The sequence below is a fragment of the Spongorhabdus nitratireducens genome, from assembly GCA_947387575.1.
Classification (GTDB): domain Bacteria; phylum Pseudomonadota; class Gammaproteobacteria; order Pseudomonadales; family Endozoicomonadaceae; genus CANDOC01.
Genome location: CANDOC010000001.1, coordinates 77,315 through 93,215 on the forward strand (window position 1 = coordinate 77,315; position 15,901 = coordinate 93,215).

General features: G+C 50.7%; 14 protein-coding genes. 9 read left to right on the plus strand and 5 right to left on the minus strand.

Translation table 11 applies throughout. From position 1 onward, the window contains the following. Window positions 1-46: 46 nt before the first annotated feature. Together ACYZZ0_RS00355 and mnmC are read right to left on the minus strand one after the other, a co-directional pair. A complete protein-coding gene (locus ACYZZ0_RS00355; protein ID WP_461534577.1) occupies window positions 47-1,216 on the minus strand; it encodes a hypothetical protein in 1,170 nt (389 codons plus the stop codon). A 138-nt stretch (window positions 1,217-1,354) separates the two neighbouring features. Continuing rightward, window positions 1,355-3,328 carry a bifunctional tRNA (5-methylaminomethyl-2-thiouridine)(34)-methyltransferase MnmC2/FAD-dependent 5-carboxymethylaminomethyl-2-thiouridine(34) oxidoreductase MnmC1 gene (gene mnmC, locus ACYZZ0_RS00360; RefSeq protein WP_461534578.1) on the minus strand — a complete coding sequence of 658 codons (1,974 nt, stop codon included), beginning with the start codon at window positions 3,326-3,328 and terminating at the stop codon, window positions 1,355-1,357. A gap of 108 nt (window positions 3,329-3,436) precedes the next feature. Between mnmC and ACYZZ0_RS00365 the strand changes: the two genes are divergently transcribed. Both ACYZZ0_RS00365 and ACYZZ0_RS00370 read left to right on the plus strand, forming a co-directional pair. Further along, the gene (locus ACYZZ0_RS00365) at window positions 3,437-4,144 is read left to right on the plus strand and encodes a TVP38/TMEM64 family protein (RefSeq protein WP_461534579.1); all 708 of its coding nucleotides are present in this window, start codon (window positions 3,437-3,439) and stop codon (window positions 4,142-4,144) included. Between the two features lie 50 nt (window positions 4,145-4,194). Further along, complete coding sequence (locus ACYZZ0_RS00370) at window positions 4,195-5,622, plus strand: aldehyde dehydrogenase family protein (RefSeq protein WP_461534580.1); 1,428 nt, start codon at window positions 4,195-4,197, stop codon at window positions 5,620-5,622. A 6-nt stretch (window positions 5,623-5,628) separates the two neighbouring features. On the opposite strand, the gene ACYZZ0_RS00375 is transcribed toward ACYZZ0_RS00370, so the two are convergent. Then, the gene (locus ACYZZ0_RS00375) at window positions 5,629-6,612 is read right to left on the minus strand and encodes a tRNA dihydrouridine synthase (protein ID WP_461534581.1); all 984 of its coding nucleotides are present in this window, start codon (window positions 6,610-6,612) and stop codon (window positions 5,629-5,631) included. A gap of 203 nt (window positions 6,613-6,815) precedes the next feature. On the opposite strand from ACYZZ0_RS00375, the gene ACYZZ0_RS00380 reads away from it, so the two are divergent. The 5 genes from ACYZZ0_RS00380 to ACYZZ0_RS00400 all read left to right on the plus strand — a co-directional run bounded on the left by ACYZZ0_RS00380 (window position 6,816) and on the right by ACYZZ0_RS00400 (window position 12,055). Continuing rightward, window positions 6,816-7,223 carry a lysozyme inhibitor LprI family protein gene (locus ACYZZ0_RS00380; protein ID WP_461534582.1) on the plus strand — a complete coding sequence of 136 codons (408 nt, stop codon included), beginning with the start codon at window positions 6,816-6,818 and terminating at the stop codon, window positions 7,221-7,223. A 274-nt stretch (window positions 7,224-7,497) separates the two neighbouring features. Next, complete coding sequence (locus tag ACYZZ0_RS00385; RefSeq protein WP_461534583.1) at window positions 7,498-7,770, plus strand: OadG family protein; 273 nt, start codon at window positions 7,498-7,500, stop codon at window positions 7,768-7,770. A gap of 33 nt (window positions 7,771-7,803) precedes the next feature. Then, window positions 7,804-9,585, plus strand: a complete 1,782-nt coding sequence (gene oadA, locus ACYZZ0_RS00390; protein WP_461534584.1) for a sodium-extruding oxaloacetate decarboxylase subunit alpha — start codon at window positions 7,804-7,806, stop codon at window positions 9,583-9,585. 12 nt (window positions 9,586-9,597) lie between these two features. Beyond that, entirely contained in the window at window positions 9,598-10,902 is a 1,305-nt protein-coding gene (locus ACYZZ0_RS00395) for a sodium ion-translocating decarboxylase subunit beta (protein WP_461534585.1), read from the plus strand. Between the two features lie 175 nt (window positions 10,903-11,077). Next, window positions 11,078-12,055 (plus strand): LD-carboxypeptidase, encoded by a 978-nt coding sequence (locus ACYZZ0_RS00400; protein WP_461534586.1) that lies wholly within the window; start codon window positions 11,078-11,080, stop codon window positions 12,053-12,055. A 165-nt stretch (window positions 12,056-12,220) separates the two neighbouring features. On the opposite strand, the gene ACYZZ0_RS00405 is transcribed toward ACYZZ0_RS00400, so the two are convergent. Next, on the minus strand, window positions 12,221-12,667 hold the full coding sequence (locus ACYZZ0_RS00405; RefSeq protein WP_461534587.1) for a hypothetical protein: 447 nt from the start codon (window positions 12,665-12,667) through the stop codon (window positions 12,221-12,223). Window positions 12,668-13,214: 547 nt separating this feature from the next. Between ACYZZ0_RS00405 and pflA the strand changes: the two genes are divergently transcribed. Beyond that, window positions 13,215-13,943 carry a pyruvate formate-lyase-activating protein gene (gene pflA / locus ACYZZ0_RS00410; RefSeq protein WP_461534588.1) on the plus strand — a complete coding sequence of 243 codons (729 nt, stop codon included), beginning with the start codon at window positions 13,215-13,217 and terminating at the stop codon, window positions 13,941-13,943. Window positions 13,944-14,017: 74 nt separating this feature from the next. Here the strand turns inward: pflA and ACYZZ0_RS00415 are convergent, their stop codons facing one another. Then, the gene (locus ACYZZ0_RS00415; protein WP_461534589.1) at window positions 14,018-15,055 is read right to left on the minus strand and encodes a GMP reductase; all 1,038 of its coding nucleotides are present in this window, start codon (window positions 15,053-15,055) and stop codon (window positions 14,018-14,020) included. A gap of 263 nt (window positions 15,056-15,318) precedes the next feature. Here ACYZZ0_RS00415 and ACYZZ0_RS00420 point away from each other — a divergent pair, with 263 nt between their 5' ends. Further along, on the plus strand, window positions 15,319-15,891 hold the full coding sequence (locus tag ACYZZ0_RS00420) for a glutathione S-transferase N-terminal domain-containing protein (protein WP_461534590.1): 573 nt from the start codon (window positions 15,319-15,321) through the stop codon (window positions 15,889-15,891). Window positions 15,892-15,901: the final 10 nt, after the last annotated feature.

Consider the following 15,901-nt stretch of genomic DNA (forward strand, 5'->3'; position numbering starts at 1 on the left):
GAATCTGATGATCCGATGTCTGCTCTTGATCACATCACACGCTATATTACCTGTCCTCCAGTAGCCATGAATGGAGATCCGGCATCGGAGTCAAGTGGCGGGCTTGCAGTAAGTGATGCAACCAGATTTGCACGGCAATATGCATGTAAGGAGTGTTAGATTGCTCTGCCAATCCCGCTGACGCTTGTTTTAAAATAGTGTATTCGCCCTCCTCACAGAACCCTTCGTCGACGTTGTCTTCGGCAGGTTCAGCTTCCATCGCAGCTGGTTTGTCACTGCTGTAATAAGATAAAATACACCTCAGAATTCGTTTGTAAGATATTGAGATAAGCTTGTCAGCCTCTCGCAGGTTTGCTTCCGGCAGGTAAGGTATGACTGATAGCTCCAGTTCTTTCATAAAATCCCATATAACCATAGAGCCGAATGTTGCAGGCTGTTTTTTTGCAGTAAGAAAGCGGCCTATATTTGAACAGCAGTCTTGAGGTGGGCTCCATATCAAATGGTATTCAGATAATATGGCATCTAGGCTCATGAGGCTGGTAGCTCTAAAGGTCTCCAGTTCGACTTCGGTGCTTTCGTCAGAATCCAGCCATGCCTGAATACTGAACTTGTTAGACTGGTTATTCTCAATCAGCTCATATTCGAGCCATGCTCTGGCAAGTTCGCTCACAGGCATACCGTACGCATGAATAACGGAATTGAATGCAATACGGGCAATAATATTCAGCCATGGACCGTTATCATATTCTTCAAGTGCCATTTCAATAGAATGATGGGTGTTACCAGATTTGCTGAAAGCGCAACCAACCATCTTTTTCAGATTCCAAAGCCATTGACTGGGACATGATGCAGGCATAGTTTCGCTTCTGACCTGATTCCACTTTATTCCTTGATCCTCACACCTCTGCTTGAGCTCTTTTCTGGCTTGTGGTTTGGTTTTTCGTTCGGTAGAAGAGGTCTCTCTAATTAAATCGCTCTGCTTGCATGCACTAATCTCTGAGGTGGAGAGTGCTTTTGGTAAACCGCTTTCTGGTGGGCGTAGCCGTTTTGCTTTTCTTGTAGAGGCAGGTTGTGAATAGAATGGTTTACATGATTGCTTGCCGTGAGAAAGCCTAGAAGTATAGGCTCTTGATGGGTATTTAGCGGCAGGAGAATAGGTGGGCAGAAATAGAATAAGAAAAGGTAATACGTAGCACACCAGCCTCCGATATTTCATTGAGCCACCCCGGCAATTTTTTGATTAATGAGTCATATTTATAGCTTCTTTATTTTGCTTTCCTCTTGGTCAAAACTCCGGATAAGTTCATGAGATGTCGGCTATCCGGAGTTTTTTCAGATTTTGATAGTTCTGGAATTAACGGTTGCGGATCATTGCTCGAGACTGAAATCGGGTCGGGTGTAATTGAGATACTATATCGGATGAAAGGGGTAAGGCTTCACCACTGATCATCGCTGCAAGCAAGTCTCCGCTCAGCAGGCAGGTAATCAGACCGCGGGAACCATGGCCGCTGTTGATATAAAGACCTTCGTGATAGTTCGGCTGCTGACGGAATGGAAAGCGGGCATTTTTCCTCAACATCGCAAAGTCGACTTCAAACTGTGCATAGTCTGCAACCGGCCCGACCAGAGGAAGGTAATCAGGTGTTGTGCAGCGGAATCCAACCCGGCCACTGTTTATTTTCTCCGGTCGGGCATCCAGAGCCTCAAACAGGGAAGGTGAAAGCCGTTCAAGTTGGTTCAGGTTTTCCTGATGATCTTCTGCACGAATATCCGGGGTTTCTTCCCTGAAATTAAAGGTCGCACCAAAGGTATGCTGGTTACGGCTTTCGGGGGCTGCATAACTGTCACCGCACAACACAGTTTTGAGTTTTTGGCTTTCAGTCGTTGCCGGCAGGGTGCTGACCTGTCCCCTGATAGGCTTCAACGGCAGATGTGCGAGCTGTGAGAACTGGCATGCTTTATCTGCACTGGCAACAACCACAACAGGCGCTTTTATCTTGCCTTGGGTCGTTGCAAGCAACCATTCATTCTCTTTCCGTTCCAGGCTGTTAACCGTGCAGTCAGTAATCACAGTGATGTTGTTATGGTTCGCCAGAGCATTACAGACCGCCGGCGGATGTACCCAGCCGCCGCCAGGGAACCAGAGTCCGGGTTTATCCAGGGATATGCCTGCCAGTTCACTGAGCTCATCGGAGCTCATGGCTTGCAGCAGTTCTGAAGGAAAACCGGCCTCAGCCAGACGCTGTTGCTTTTGCTGAGCTTTATCAGATGACGCCAGCTGAATCACACCGCATAAGCTGAAGCGTTCCGGCTTGTCAGCCAGTAACTGGCTGACCCGGTGTATGGCATGTTGATAGCCTGCTTCGCAAAAGCGGCTGAGTACGGTGTTGTCATGAGACAGGCGCACATAAAGCATCCCCTGGGGATTACCGGAAGCGCCGGCAGCAAGTTGTGGTTTTTGTTCCAGCAAGGTTACCTGCCAGCCTCTTTCGGCCAGAGCACGGGCTGATGCTGTACCGGATAATCCGCCACCAATAACAATGGCTTTTTTCTCTGAGGTGTCTGCAGCTTTGGGTCGCAACCAGATTGGAATAGAGGTTTCTGTTGTTTCTGAGGCGGGTGTTTCCAGCACACCGCAAATCATATCCCGCTTATGCCCGAAACCGGGTACTTTCTGGACGATAAAACCGGCTTCTGCCAGTCCTTCGCGAACAGCACGTGCAGCGGTAAAAGTGGAATATGTCGTTGCCTTATGACTCAGGGCTCTCATTTGCTGGTAGAGTTCCGGTTGCCACATTCCGGGGTTTTTGGCGGGAGCAAAGCCATCCAGAAACCAGGCATCAACCGTTGCATTCAGCTGGGGCAGGGTTTCCTGCATATCGCCCAGCAGCAGAGTCAGCCTGATGCGGCCCTGATCAAATGACAGCGTGTGAAAGCCGGTTTTGCTGACCGGAATAGCAGCAGTCAGCTGTTTGCTGAGCGATTCCAGTTCGGGCCATAGTTGCAGTGCCTTTTGCAGCTCAGGCTGTGTCAGCGGGTATTTTTCTGTAGAGATAAAATGAAGTCGGGCTGATGCAGGTGCATGTTGAATAAAGCTTTGCCAGCTACAAAGAAAGTTCAGCCCGGTACCGAATCCGGTTTCGACAATGGTAAAGCACTGATCCGGTTCGAGCCGGATAAAACGTTCCGGCAGACCGTTGTGTTTCAGGAAGACATGGCGGCTTTCTTCAAGGCCGTCATCAATGGAAAAATAAACATCATCAAAACGAGTGGAAACAGGTTGACCACTGCTTCTCCATTCAATTCCGGCGGATTCAATCTGAGGCATGCTTACTTCATTTTATGCTGAGGATAAATACCAATAAGTCCCATTATTGGCATTCGTATTAGGCTGTATTATGGCGCATGGAACGACAATGATAAAAGATGTGGAACGGTGTCTCTGAAATTATTTCTTTATCGCAATCGCAGAATGTTATCCAGTGCCGGGCTGGTGAGTCTGATGCCGCTGATTTTCAGTTCACTGGCTACGGTATTGCTGATCAGTGAGCAGAGCTGGTTTGAATCGCTGGATGTCCTGCAATGGACACTGCTGTTTGCCCTGACCAGCCTGACTATGGCTCTGGCCATTACCCCTACAACATTTATTGCGCTGGCAAGTGGTTACTTTCTGGGATGGGCTGCTGCTCCCGGAATGATAGTGGCCTATCTGACGGCCTCAATGATCGGGTTCGGTCTGGGGCTCAGGCTGGATGGTGGTCGATTATTGCAGGGTATGGGTGATCACAGCCGTTTTCGGCAGCTGGTGGATGAGATGCAGACACGGGAGTTTGCCATGATGATTCTGGTAAGAATTTCCCCAGTGTTGCCATTTTCCCTGATTAACCTGTTACTGCCGGCAACCGGTATTCGTTTTCGAACTTTTGTTGTAGCCGGTTTTATCGGCATGCTACCGCGCACCCTGTTCTCAATCTGGGCCGGGCAACAGGCCTACAGTCTGGTCACTTTACTGCAGCAACCAGGAGAGCAAGTTGAAGCGACTTTGCTGTTAGTGGTAACAGGTGTAGTGTCGGTTGGTGGATTATTATGGATAGTCCAGCGAGCCTGGGTGAACAGTTTACAAAAGCAATCCGGCAGCTATTGAGTAACCGCTACACTGGATGAGAGGTATCTCTTGCTGGTAGTGAGACATCGATGACTGTTTTAACGGTACGCAATCCTGTAACGGGAGAGCATGATTTTGAATTTCAGTCGACTCCACCTGATGCTGTTGCGGCTATGGCAAGTGATTTGCGCCAGCATCAGCCTGCCTGGCAGGCGTTGGGACTTGAGCAGCGGATAGTACTTCTGCAACGGTTCGCGTCAGAGATTAGCGCAAACCAGGAAGCGATACTGACTGCTCTCAGCACCGATACCGGTCGGGTGATGCTGTCTCGACTGGAAATCAATATGCTCGATGACATTATTGAACGGGCAGCTGGTTTTGCCCGTTCACTGATGCAGGATGAGCAGGAACAGTGCTGTTCGGTACCAGACATTCAGACCAATGCACATTATGTGCCGCATGCCGTATCAGGTGTTATTTCCCCCTGGAACTTCCCTTTTCTGCTGGCCATGATGGAGTCTGTACCTGCATTGCTGGCAGGTAGTTCTGTGCTCTACAAGCCCAGTGAGATTACTCCGAGGCATGTCACACCGTTGCGGGCATGTTTTGCAAGGGTGCCCGCCCTGTCGAATGTTGTGGCATTCGCATTGGGGGGAGCCGAGGTCGGTGAGGCAGTCATCAATCATGTTGATGCGATTTGCTTTACCGGCAGTGCGAAAAACGGTCAAAAAGTAGCTGAAACCGCAGCCGGTAATTTTATTCCTGCCTTTCTGGAACTGGGTGGTAAGGATCCGGCTCTAGTGCTGGCTTCAGCTGATCTTGAGCGAACGGCGCAAATACTGTTGCGCAGTTCTGTGGTGGCAACAGGGCAGGCCTGTCAGTCAGTAGAACGTATCTATGTTGCACGTTCATTGCACGATGATCTGGTTAACCGGCTGGTAGAGCTGGCGGCAGAAGTATCCCTGACGGTAGATACTGAACTGGGACACCTTGGGCCACTGATTGATGATCGACAGCTGACTGTTATTCAGTCTCATGTGGACGATGCGCTTGCCAAAGGGGCTGAGCTTCATTGTGGCGGCAAGGCCATATTCAAGGGGGGAATCTGGTATCCACCTACGATTCTAAGTGAAGTTACTCATGATATGAGTGTGATGGTGGATGAAACCTTTGGTCCGGTATTGCCGGTTATGTCATTCGATTCGTCCGATGAAGCGGTTCAGCTGGCCAATGACTCTTGCTATGGCCTGAGTGCCAGCGTCTTTGCAGGAAGCCGGGCAGAAGGTCAGGAGATTGCCCGGCAGCTCAAGGCAGGGATAGTCAGTGTAAATGAAGCCTCACTATCGAGCAGGGTACAAGGGTTTGAGGCAGATGCTTTTAAAAGATCCGGAATGGGGCGGTCCAGCTTTGGAATTTCAGGTGTCCGGCGGTTTTATCAGCGTCAGCTGATACTGACCGACCAGACGGCTGAACCCGCCACAATTCATCACTTTATCGAGCAGACAAGGCAAGATTGAAAGTTATTACACACTTTGCAGCGTCTCAAGTAGCTGTTGAGGACACTTTATCAGTCGGAATTGTTTGAAAAAATCAGCAGCTAAAGTGTTGCGCTTACTCATCAGGGCCAGCCACTGTTTCATCCGGCTCATCAGATAACGCTCACCGTCACGGATATTAACCCGGGTCATTTCTGTTTCGTCTTCGCGGGCCAGAGTAATACGATTTGCCAGTTCACCAATGATCTTGCGAGTAGCGAGCCAGTGTAAATCAGCACTAGGTTCTATCGCTTCGCGTTGCTTGATATTGCGCGCCAGAAACGGGTCGGTCAGTGCTCCACGGCCCACCATAACCTTTTCACAACCCGTGACCTGACGGCATTTGTCATAATCTTCCGGAGTCCAGATATCACCATTGGCGGTTACCGGAATATCAATATTTTCCCGAATTCTGGTAATCCATTCCCAGTGTGCAGGTGGCTTGTAACCTTCCACTTTGGTGCGGGCATGAACGGTCAGATTTTCAGCTCCGGCTTCGGCAATAGCTATAGCATTATCCAGCGCCAGTGACTTGTCTTCGAGACCGAGCCGCATTTTTGCAGTAACCGGAGTATCTGCCGGTACCGCCTCACGAATGGCTTTAACAATGGTATGCAATATTTCGGTATCGACCAGCAGGGCGGCACCGCCCTTGTTTTTGTTCACGGTGCGGGCCGGGCAGCCGAAGTTGATATCAATACCTTTTGCGCCCAGTCGCCAGGCCTTGTGGGCATTCTCGGCCATTAACTGCGGATGGTTTCCCAGCAACTGAATATGTACTGGAACCCCTGCCAGGGTCTCGCTGCCATGACGCAGTTCCGGGCAATAGCGGTAGAACACGCTGTCTGGAAAGACGGTATCACTAACCCGGACAAACTCGGTCACACACAGGTCAAAGCCACCAATCTCTGTCAGCAGCTGTCGCATCAGATAATCAACTACACCTTCCATCGGTGCCAGCGCAATATGCACGTACCAGAACCCTCTCGTAACCGGCGGTCAAAAACGCTGCATTATATAGCCTTCTGCTGTTTATTGCCGTGGTGAAAGAGTGCAGTCCGGATGTGGTTATTGTCAGGCGCATGATCCCGAGGTATGTGCTTGATTACTTTCTTACGGGCTATCTATGATGCGGTGGTGCAGATAGTGCAGCGAAACAGGGTAGAGGACTCATCATGAAAAAATTCTCAGGTCTGATTGTTGGTCTACTGGCATTGCAAGTGTCAGCAGCCGAGCTGGATTGTGAAAATGCTTCTTCAACGATTGAGATCAATCAGTGTGCGGCGGCCGAGCTCGGTAAGATTGAAAAGGAAATGCAACGTTATCTGCAACAAAGTCTGGAGCAGAGCAAGGATGATGAAGTACTGGTAAAAGCGATCAAGGAATCCCAGCAAAGCTGGCTTGAGTACCGCAAGTCCTACTGTGATGCGGTCTATACCAGGTGGCGTGACGGCACTATCAGAACCCTGATGGCGCTTGATTGTGAAAAGCGGTTAACACGTCAAAGGACACATGAGTTGTGGAGTGAATTTCTGACGTATATGGATAGTACAAAACCGGTACTGCCAGAGCCGAAACAGTGAAAAACCCGTTAAACGTCGTTAAAAGAGTGTTGAATTTGCCAATATCAGGGTATTGCTCGAGGTTATATTGCGTTAAACCCTTATTCGGGTAGAATGGTGGCGCCGTGTAAGTACTCAGGTTTTCAAAATCTGCTGTGCTTGCGGAACTGAATTATTTTGTCAGATGTTGCGAGCGGGAAAATCGGACATGAAGGCGGAATATAACAAGTAAGTTGTCGGGATAGACGACAGAACGAATCAGTGGACGTGATAAACCAATAAGAAGGTGGAAGCTGTGTCTTCAGCGGATCTGATGGGGGAAGGACTTAACCTGATGCTATTCGGCATGGGTTTTGTTTTTGTCTTCCTTACAATGCTGGTCATCGTTACCAGTTTTATGTCGCGCATTGTTCAGGCCACTCAGCCGGAACAACCACAAACAACAGGCGGCAATAATATGCCGGCCACACCCATTACAGGCGCTGCGGATCCCGCCAGCGACCCGGTTCTGCTTGGCATTATTGGCGATGCCATTAAACAACATCGAATCAAGCAAGGCCGCTCGTAGCCAGTAACGTCTGAATTCAGGGGGAAACAATCCATGTCCGATGTAAATAAAGCTGTCGGTATCACCGACGTTGTGCTGCGTGATGCGCACCAGTCCCTTTTTGCCACCCGGCTGCGACTGGATGATATGCTGCCGATTGCCGAGAAGCTCGACGATGTCGGCTACTGGTCACTGGAAACCTGGGGCGGCGCCACCTTTGACAGCTGCATCCGTTTTCTGGGCGAAGATCCGTGGGAGCGCCTGCGGGAACTGAAAAAAGCCATGCCCAAAACCCGCCAGCAGATGCTGCTGCGGGGCCAGAATCTGCTGGGTTACCGCCATTATGCTGATGACGTGGTCGACAAGTTTGTCGAGCGTGCGGTAGTCAACGGTATGGATGTGTTCCGGGTATTTGATGCCATGAACGATCCGCGCAACCTGCAGCAGGCCATGAAGGCGGTCAAGAAGCAGGGTGCCCATGCCCAGGGTACGATTTCCTACACCACCAGTCCGGTGCATACCGTTGATAACTGGATTGATCTGGCCAAGCGTATTGAAGATATGGAGGCGGATTCCCTCTGTATCAAGGATATGTCCGGTATTATCCTGCCTCACGAAGCCTATGAACTGGTTTCACGTCTCAAAAAAGAGACCGGTCTGGAAATACAGTTGCACTGTCATGCGACATCCGGCCTGTCATCCATGGCGATTCTGAAAGCCATTGAAGCGGGTATTGACCGGGTTGATACCGCTATCTCTTCCATGTCCATGACCTACGGACATTCACCGACTGAATCCATTGTTGCTGCGCTGCAGGGTACCGGCCGTGATACCGGACTGGATCTGGGCAAGCTGGAAGAGATCGCCGCCTACTTCCGTGAAGTGCGGAAAAAATACGCCAAGTTTGAAGGCGCGCTGCGTGGCGTTGATTCCCGGATTCTGGTTGCACAGGTACCGGGCGGCATGCTGACCAATATGGAAAGCCAGCTGAAAGAGCAGGGTGCTGCTGACAAGTTTGATGATGTACTACAGGAAATCCCACGGGTACGTGAAGACCTCGGTTACATTCCGCTGGTAACACCGACTTCCCAGATTGTTGGTACCCAGGCGGTACTGAACGTTCTGACCGGCGAGCGTTACAAGTCCATCTCCAAGGAAACCCAGGGTATTCTGAAAGGCGAGTATGGTGCTGCTCCTGCGCCGTTTAATGCCGAACTACAGGCCAAAGTACTCGACGGTGCTGAAGCCATCACCTGTCGTCCAGCCGACAAGCTGGAGCCAGAGATGGACCGCCTCAATGATGAAGTGGTTGCTGAAGCGAAAGAGAAGGGTATTACCCTCGCAGAAAACAGCATCGATGATGTGCTGACGGTTGCCCTGTTCCCGCAGATTGGCATGAAGTTCCTGGCGAACCGCGGTAACCCGGACGCCTTTGAACCGGCGCCGACCGGTAATGAACAGCCGGCACGCAAGGCGGGTGAGCCTGAGGTATATACCGTCAATGTCAGCGGCAATGAGTATGTGGTTGAGGTGTCTGATGGTGGTGATATCACCGGTATCAAGGCCGTTTCTGCCAACAATGCGATTGCTGCACCGGCAGCCGTTGCGGCCCCGGTAACGGGCGGTGAACCGCTGGCGGCTCCGCTGGCAGGTAATATCTGGAAGGTTCATGTCCAGCCGGGTCAGGCAGTCCAGGAAGGTGATGTAGTATTGATCCTGGAAGCCATGAAGATGGAAACCGAAGTTCGAGCTGCAAAGGCAGGTGTCGTCGGTACCGTTAACGTGAAGGAAGGGGATGCGGTTGCTGTTGGCGATACGCTCCTGACCGTAGCATAAAGGAGCAGGCTGATGGATAAGTTATTAAGCCTGTGGTACGGATCGGGCATCTACAATCTGACCTTCGGTCAGACGACTATGATCGTTATCGGCTTTCTGTTGCTGTATCTGGCGATTCGCCGTAACTTTGAGCCGCTGCTGCTGGTACCGATCGGTTTCGGCGGCATTGTTGCCAATATTCCGGAAGCGGGACTCGCCTATTCGGCGGTTGAGCAGATGGCGAATATGGCCAGCAATGCCCAGCTGGCAGAACTGGCTTCTGTGCTGGGAGCACCGGTTGAATCTGCCAAGCAGTTGATTACTGCCTATCATAATGCACCGTCTGCGGTTCAGGCTGCAGCGGAGCATCTGGCGGCAGATTCCGGTTATAACAATGGCATGCTGTACCAGTTCTACAATGTGGCCATTGCCAGTGGTGTTGCACCGCTGGTCATCTTTATGGGTGTGGGCGCCATGACCGATTTCGGTCCGCTGCTGGCAAACCCCAAGACCCTGTTCCTGGGAGCGGCGGCACAGTTCGGTATCTTTACGACCGTAATTGGTGCTCTGGCGCTGACCAGCTTTGGCCTGATGGACTTCTCTGTCGCCCAGGCTGCGGCTATCGGTATTATCGGTGGTGCTGACGGTCCGACCGCGATCTACGTTTCCAGCATGCTGGCACCGGAACTGCTGGGTGCTATTGCCGTAGCGGCCTATTCGTATATGGCACTGGTTCCGCTGATTCAGCCGCCGATTATGCGGGCACTGACTACCGAGCAGGAACGCCAGATTGAAATGAGCCAGCTGCGGCCGGTCAGCCAGCGTGAAAAGATTATTTTCCCGCTGGTACTGCTGGTGCTGGTAGCCCTGCTGCTGCCGGATGCAGCACCGCTGCTGGGTATGTTCTGCTTCGGTAACCTGATGCGTGAATGTGGCGTGGTCGACCGGCTGTCGGATACTGCCCAGAATGCACTGATCAATACCGTGACCATCTTCCTGGGGCTTTCCGTAGGTTCCAAGCTGGTGGCGGACAAGTTCCTGCAGGCAGAAACCCTGGGTATTCTGGCGCTGGGTATTGTGGCGTTCTGTGTAGGTACCGCAGCGGGTGTTCTGATGGCCAAGCTGTTGAACCGTTTCAGCAGTACACCGATCAATCCGTTGATCGGCTCAGCCGGTGTTTCTGCTGTACCAATGGCTGCACGGGTATCCAACAAAGTTGGTCTGGAAGCCAACCCACATAACTTCCTGCTGATGCATGCGATGGGTCCCAACGTTGCCGGTGTTATCGGTTCTGCGGTAGCGGCTGGTGTGATGATCAAGTACGTGACTGGAGGCTGATTTGCTGGTTGTTCGTCAGGTGAGCTTGCCAAATGAACTCGCTTGGTGAACATGTCTGGTAAAAAAGTGTACTGACTTAAAAAACCCTCGCTCTGTCGAGGGTTTTTTATTTGCAACAGTCCGGAGTTTCAAAGTAGGTTATTTTAAATTTATTTTGTTTACGGGCAGGAATACTGTGCAACCAACATGGCAACCCCTTAAACCCGGTGATCTGATTGATGTTATTGCTCCCTCGGGTGCCATTGCCCGCTGGGACAGGGCTCTGAAACAGGTACGCGAACTACTTGAAGGTTATGGGTATCGGGTGCGGATGCCCGAGGAAATGATGTCGCCGACAATCCTGAATTATGCCCATGAAGATTCAGTGCGTGCGGAGTACCTGATCAAGGCTCTTCAGGCAGAGGACTCTGCGGCAGTATGGGCGGTTCGGGGCGGAACAGGAGCAACCCGGTTGCTGGATGCGTTGGATGCGATAGAGCCACCAAAGCGGATCAAGCCATTAATTGGTTTCAGTGATATTACTGCGCTACACAGCTACCTGCACAGTCAGTGGAACTGGCCCAGTGTGCTGGGCGTTGTTCTTTCGAGTAATCAGGAGTTACAGGCTAAAAACGGCGGTACTATAAGCGCTGATGCGGCAGCCAAAGACGTACTGACACTGCTTGAGAAAACAACAGCTGACGATGCTGCCTGTTATAACACTGTACAGCCATTAAATGCTGCGGCTTCAGTAGTGGATCAACTCGATACCCGGCTTACCGGAGGCAATCTTACATTGATTCAGGTGTTACAGGGCTGTCAGTATTTGTCAGACCTGCGAGGCTTTACCCTGTTGCTGGAAGATATCGGGCTAAGTCCGCAGCAGCTGGAGCGAACACTGGACAGCCTTCGCTTCTCGGGAATACTTGAAAACTGTGACGGCGTTATTCTGGGCGAATTTGTATCCAGCCGATCAGGAGAGGATGAATCACTGGCAATTACAGCCAATCAGTATGCACTTGATAATTTTGCTGCAAGTGTAAGCTGTCCGGTATTCAGCCTTCCTGTTTTTGGTCACGGGCGATTAAATGCGCCATTACTGCTGAATTCACAATGCCGTATTTCCTGTGATCAGGAAAACAATTATGCATTACACATGTACCCACCGGTCTGATATCAACATTTACCTACCGGATACGTGATGCAGCTATCAGTAACTGGAGAACAAAAGAGAGGCGATATTTATCGCCTCTTAAATATAGTAATGAGCACGATGTAACTCTTGCTGCAGCTCTTCCTGCAACTCTCAAATGCAGCAAGGACAATAGGAAATCGAGGGTTAACTCACGGAAGTCTTTGGTTCACTGACAGGGTTGTCATCCATGGTGTGACGACGTTTTCTGTAGGTGACCTTCGGGCCTTCCTTTGCGGCTCTGGGTGCAGGTGCTGCCATCTCTACCGGTCGCGCGGTATAGTCATTGCGGGGTTGGCGATTGAAATCCCGTCTGTAGTTATCACGGGCGTTATCACGAAATTCCTTTTTGAATTTCTGGGTCAGGTAACTGGTATCGTTAAAAGTATCCGGTTCCGGCTGCTGAATATTAACTTCAGAATTTGCCGCTGTTTCTTCCGGTCTTGTTTCATCCTGCATATTCAACCGCATGCGGTAAGGATGACCGTAACCACGCCGTCTTTTGGGTTTGGCATTTTTGGGCTCGGGTGGCTTCAAACCGGTGAATTCCTCATACACAGTCTTGTAAATATATTTACTGTCGGTTGTGCTCATTATGTCCTCCGGGGACAAACATCTTCCTGAATAGAATATTGATATCGTTATGGTCTGATATGCTAGACAAACAGCATTTCGGCATACATAGGTAGCTGTACCTAGCGTGTCAGGAAGAATGCTGTAAATCTCTGTGTAGTCGTACGAGGAAAAGAGACGTTGACTACGTTTACTTATCAGAATGACGGGTTAAGTGTTTTAAAATCTGAATAGCATCTTAGAGTAAACATTGTCGCAACTTTCACTAAATACTCGATAGTAATAAAAGCGCATTCTGTTTTTTGCAGAACGAATAAAGTTTATCGATTAACAAGGTATGGGTATAAAAGGCATTTTTTTAATTCATGGAATTGTTCTTTTCGGCGTCTTGCCCTGGATAACGTTTTATTTATTTTCACCATTAGGGCTGAATAAGCGTGGTGATATGTCTATGCTCGTTACCGTATAAATCCTGCCTCACAGTCCGGCCGGCAACCTGTATCCTTCCTGCTTTCATCCGGTTGTGACCGGATCTTGAGCTTTTTCCAACAGGAGAGGAAGGCCTGATATGCTGGGACGGATTCATTCCGAAGATTCTTTCAGTGCTGTCGATGGCCCTGGTATTCGCTATGTGGTGTTTATGCAGGGCTGCCAGATGCGTTGCCGCTATTGCCACAACCGTGACAGCTGGTCGATCAAGGATCAGCCATCTACCGAGATGGACGATATTCTGCAACGGGTGCAGGGTGTCAGGCACTTTCTGAAAAATGGTGGTGTTACGGTATCCGGTGGCGAACCCATGCTTCAGGCCGAGTTTGTGGCTGAATTCCTGCGTCGTTGCAAGCAGCAGGGGCTGCACACCTGTATTGATACCGGTGGCTTTGTAAAGCGTATGACCTCGGCTGTAAGGGATGCGGTTGATGCGGCTGATCTGGTGCTGCTGGATATCAAGCAGATTGATCCGGATATGCACCGCAAGCTGACACTGGTACCGAATGAGCCTGTTCTGAATTTTGCCCGCTACCTGAATGAAATCAACAAGCCGGTGTGGATCCGTCATGTGGTTGTTGATGGCTATACCACTGATCCGGAATATACTGCCCGGATGGCTGACTTCCTGGCACCGATGAAGAATATCGAAAAGGTTGAGCTGCTGCCGTATCACAAGTTGGGCAAGCATAAGTGGGATGTGCTGAAGGACGATTACGAACTGGAAGAGGTCGAGCCGCCTTCAAAAGAACTGTTGGAAACGCTGGCCAATATTCTGCGTGAACGCGGCCTGAAAGTTACCTATTAATAGATTGACGTATTAAAACAACAAAGCGACAACGGTCAAGAAAACCGTTGTCGCTGATATTACTGGCTTCCGAGTCAGGTGAAAATACGGTTTTCCTGTTCCTGAACCCGGATAAAGGTGGTGCGCTTGGTCAGCTCTTTCAGAGTGGCTGCACCGACATAGGTGCAGGTAGAGCGTACACCACCCAGAATATCCTTGACGGTTTCATCAACCGGTCCCCGGTAGGGTACTTTGACTGTTTTTCCTTCGGAAGCGCGGTAATTGGCAACACCACCGGCATGCTTTTCCATCGCCGTGCTGCTGCTCATGCCATAAAACAGTTTGAACTGGTTGCCGTCTTCCTCGACCAGGTCACCACCGGACTCATCATGGCCCGCCAGCATGCCGCCCAGCATGACAAAGTCAGAACCCCCTCCGAACGCCTTGGCGACATCGCCGGCTGAAGTACAGCCACCGTCACCGATAATCTGGCCGCCCAGGCCATGAGCAGCATCGGCACACTCGATAATAGCGGACAGCTGCGGATAGCCTACACCGGTTTTAACCCGGGTGGTGCAAACAGAGCCGGGGCCAATGCCGACCTTGATGACGTCAGCGCCACACAGAATCAGCTCTTCTACCATCTCACCGGTGACGACGTTGCCGGCAATAATTACTTTGTCAGGGAACGCTTCACGCACTCTGCTGACATACACACCGAAATGTTCAGAGTAGCCATTGGCCACATCAATACAGATAAATCGCAGCTGAGGATGCTGTTCGATGATGGTTTTGATTTTTTTGAAATCATCATCCGAGGTGCCGGAGCTGATCATCAGATGATCATATATATCATCACTGGAACCGGTCAGGAACTGGCTCCAGTCATCCAGGGTGTAGTGCTTGTGAACGGCAGTGAGCATGCCGTGGCTGGCCAGTGTAGTAGCCATTGAAAAGGTGCCGACAGTATCCATGTTGGCAGCAATGACCGGAACGCCGGTCCACTCCTGATTGCTGTGATAAAACCGGAAGGTGCGATCAAGACTGACCTGCGAGCGGCTCTTCAGAGTAGAGCGCTTGGGACGGAACAGGACATCTTTAAAACCCAGCTTGAGGTCTGATTCTATACGCATATATCGACTCAAAGTTAGTCAGGACGAAGGATATTGCGATGTACAAGCGGCGGGATGAAGGTTGGCATCGGTCAGCACTTATACCGCTTGATTGTACCTGCAGTTTTTTATTTTGGAACTGTTTTTTTGTTTTCGGGACAGGGAGATAATTCTGAATCGGGCTGACGGTTAATCATCAGGTTGTCGCTGGGATTATCTGCGCCTACTCTTTGCCTGTGGTCGCCTGTATGCCGGCTGTGTTGTTGTTCTCTACGGTCAGGACTATGAAGCTTTACAGTACGCGTTTATCACCCGAATGCCAGCGGGTACGGATTGCACTTAATCTCAAGCAGATTGATTATGAGCTGGTTTCGGCCGAGAAGGAGCAGAGTGCTGCGGCACCGGTACTGCTGACGGAAGGTGAGCAGAGCATCCGGCAGTCACTGGCCATTATTGAATATCTGGAAGAGATTTGTCCCAGGCCCGGACTGTTGCCGGAAGATCGCGAGTTAAGGGCAAGGGTGCGTTCGTTCTCGCACTGTATTGCCTGCGATGTCCAGCCGATGCTGTCAGATCCACTGGGGCTGGAGTCGGAACGGTTTACTGAGGAAGAGCTGTCGCAGCGTGTGATGCGCGGTTTGCACGCCCTTGAGTATACGCTGGCACGGCAGGCGATTACCGGTACCTACTGTTTTGGCGAGTGCCTGACAATGGCAGATGTGCTGCTGGTGCCACTGGTTTCCATGGCCCGGCGAATGAAAATTACGATGTCGACCTATCCCCATATTGACCGGATTTATGAGAATTGCATGCACCTGACGCCGTTTATGGATGCAGCACCGGAGCTGCATCCATAAACTGAAACCG

What these genes read in the sequence shown, in the direction of transcription:
- ACYZZ0_RS00370 (WP_461534580.1), top strand. Translation starts at nt 4,195, where the DNA reads ATGACTGTTTTAACGGTACGCAATCCTGTAACGGGAGAGCATGATTTT.
- oadA (WP_461534584.1), top strand. Translation starts at nt 7,804, where the DNA reads ATGTCCGATGTAAATAAAGCTGTCGGTATCACCGACGTTGTGCTGCGT.
- ACYZZ0_RS00420 (WP_461534590.1), top strand. Translation starts at nt 15,319, where the DNA reads ATGAAGCTTTACAGTACGCGTTTATCACCCGAATGCCAGCGGGTACGG.
- ACYZZ0_RS00355 (WP_461534577.1), bottom strand. Translation starts at nt 1,216, where the DNA reads ATGAAATATCGGAGGCTGGTGTGCTACGTATTACCTTTTCTTATTCTA.
- ACYZZ0_RS00395 (WP_461534585.1), top strand. Translation starts at nt 9,598, where the DNA reads ATGGATAAGTTATTAAGCCTGTGGTACGGATCGGGCATCTACAATCTG.
- ACYZZ0_RS00415 (WP_461534589.1), bottom strand. Translation starts at nt 15,055, where the DNA reads ATGCGTATAGAATCAGACCTCAAGCTGGGTTTTAAAGATGTCCTGTTC.
- ACYZZ0_RS00405 (WP_461534587.1), bottom strand. Translation starts at nt 12,667, where the DNA reads ATGAGCACAACCGACAGTAAATATATTTACAAGACTGTGTATGAGGAA.
- pflA (WP_461534588.1), top strand. Translation starts at nt 13,215, where the DNA reads ATGCTGGGACGGATTCATTCCGAAGATTCTTTCAGTGCTGTCGATGGC.
- mnmC (WP_461534578.1), bottom strand. Translation starts at nt 3,328, where the DNA reads ATGCCTCAGATTGAATCCGCCGGAATTGAATGGAGAAGCAGTGGTCAA.
- ACYZZ0_RS00380 (WP_461534582.1), top strand. Translation starts at nt 6,816, where the DNA reads ATGAAAAAATTCTCAGGTCTGATTGTTGGTCTACTGGCATTGCAAGTG.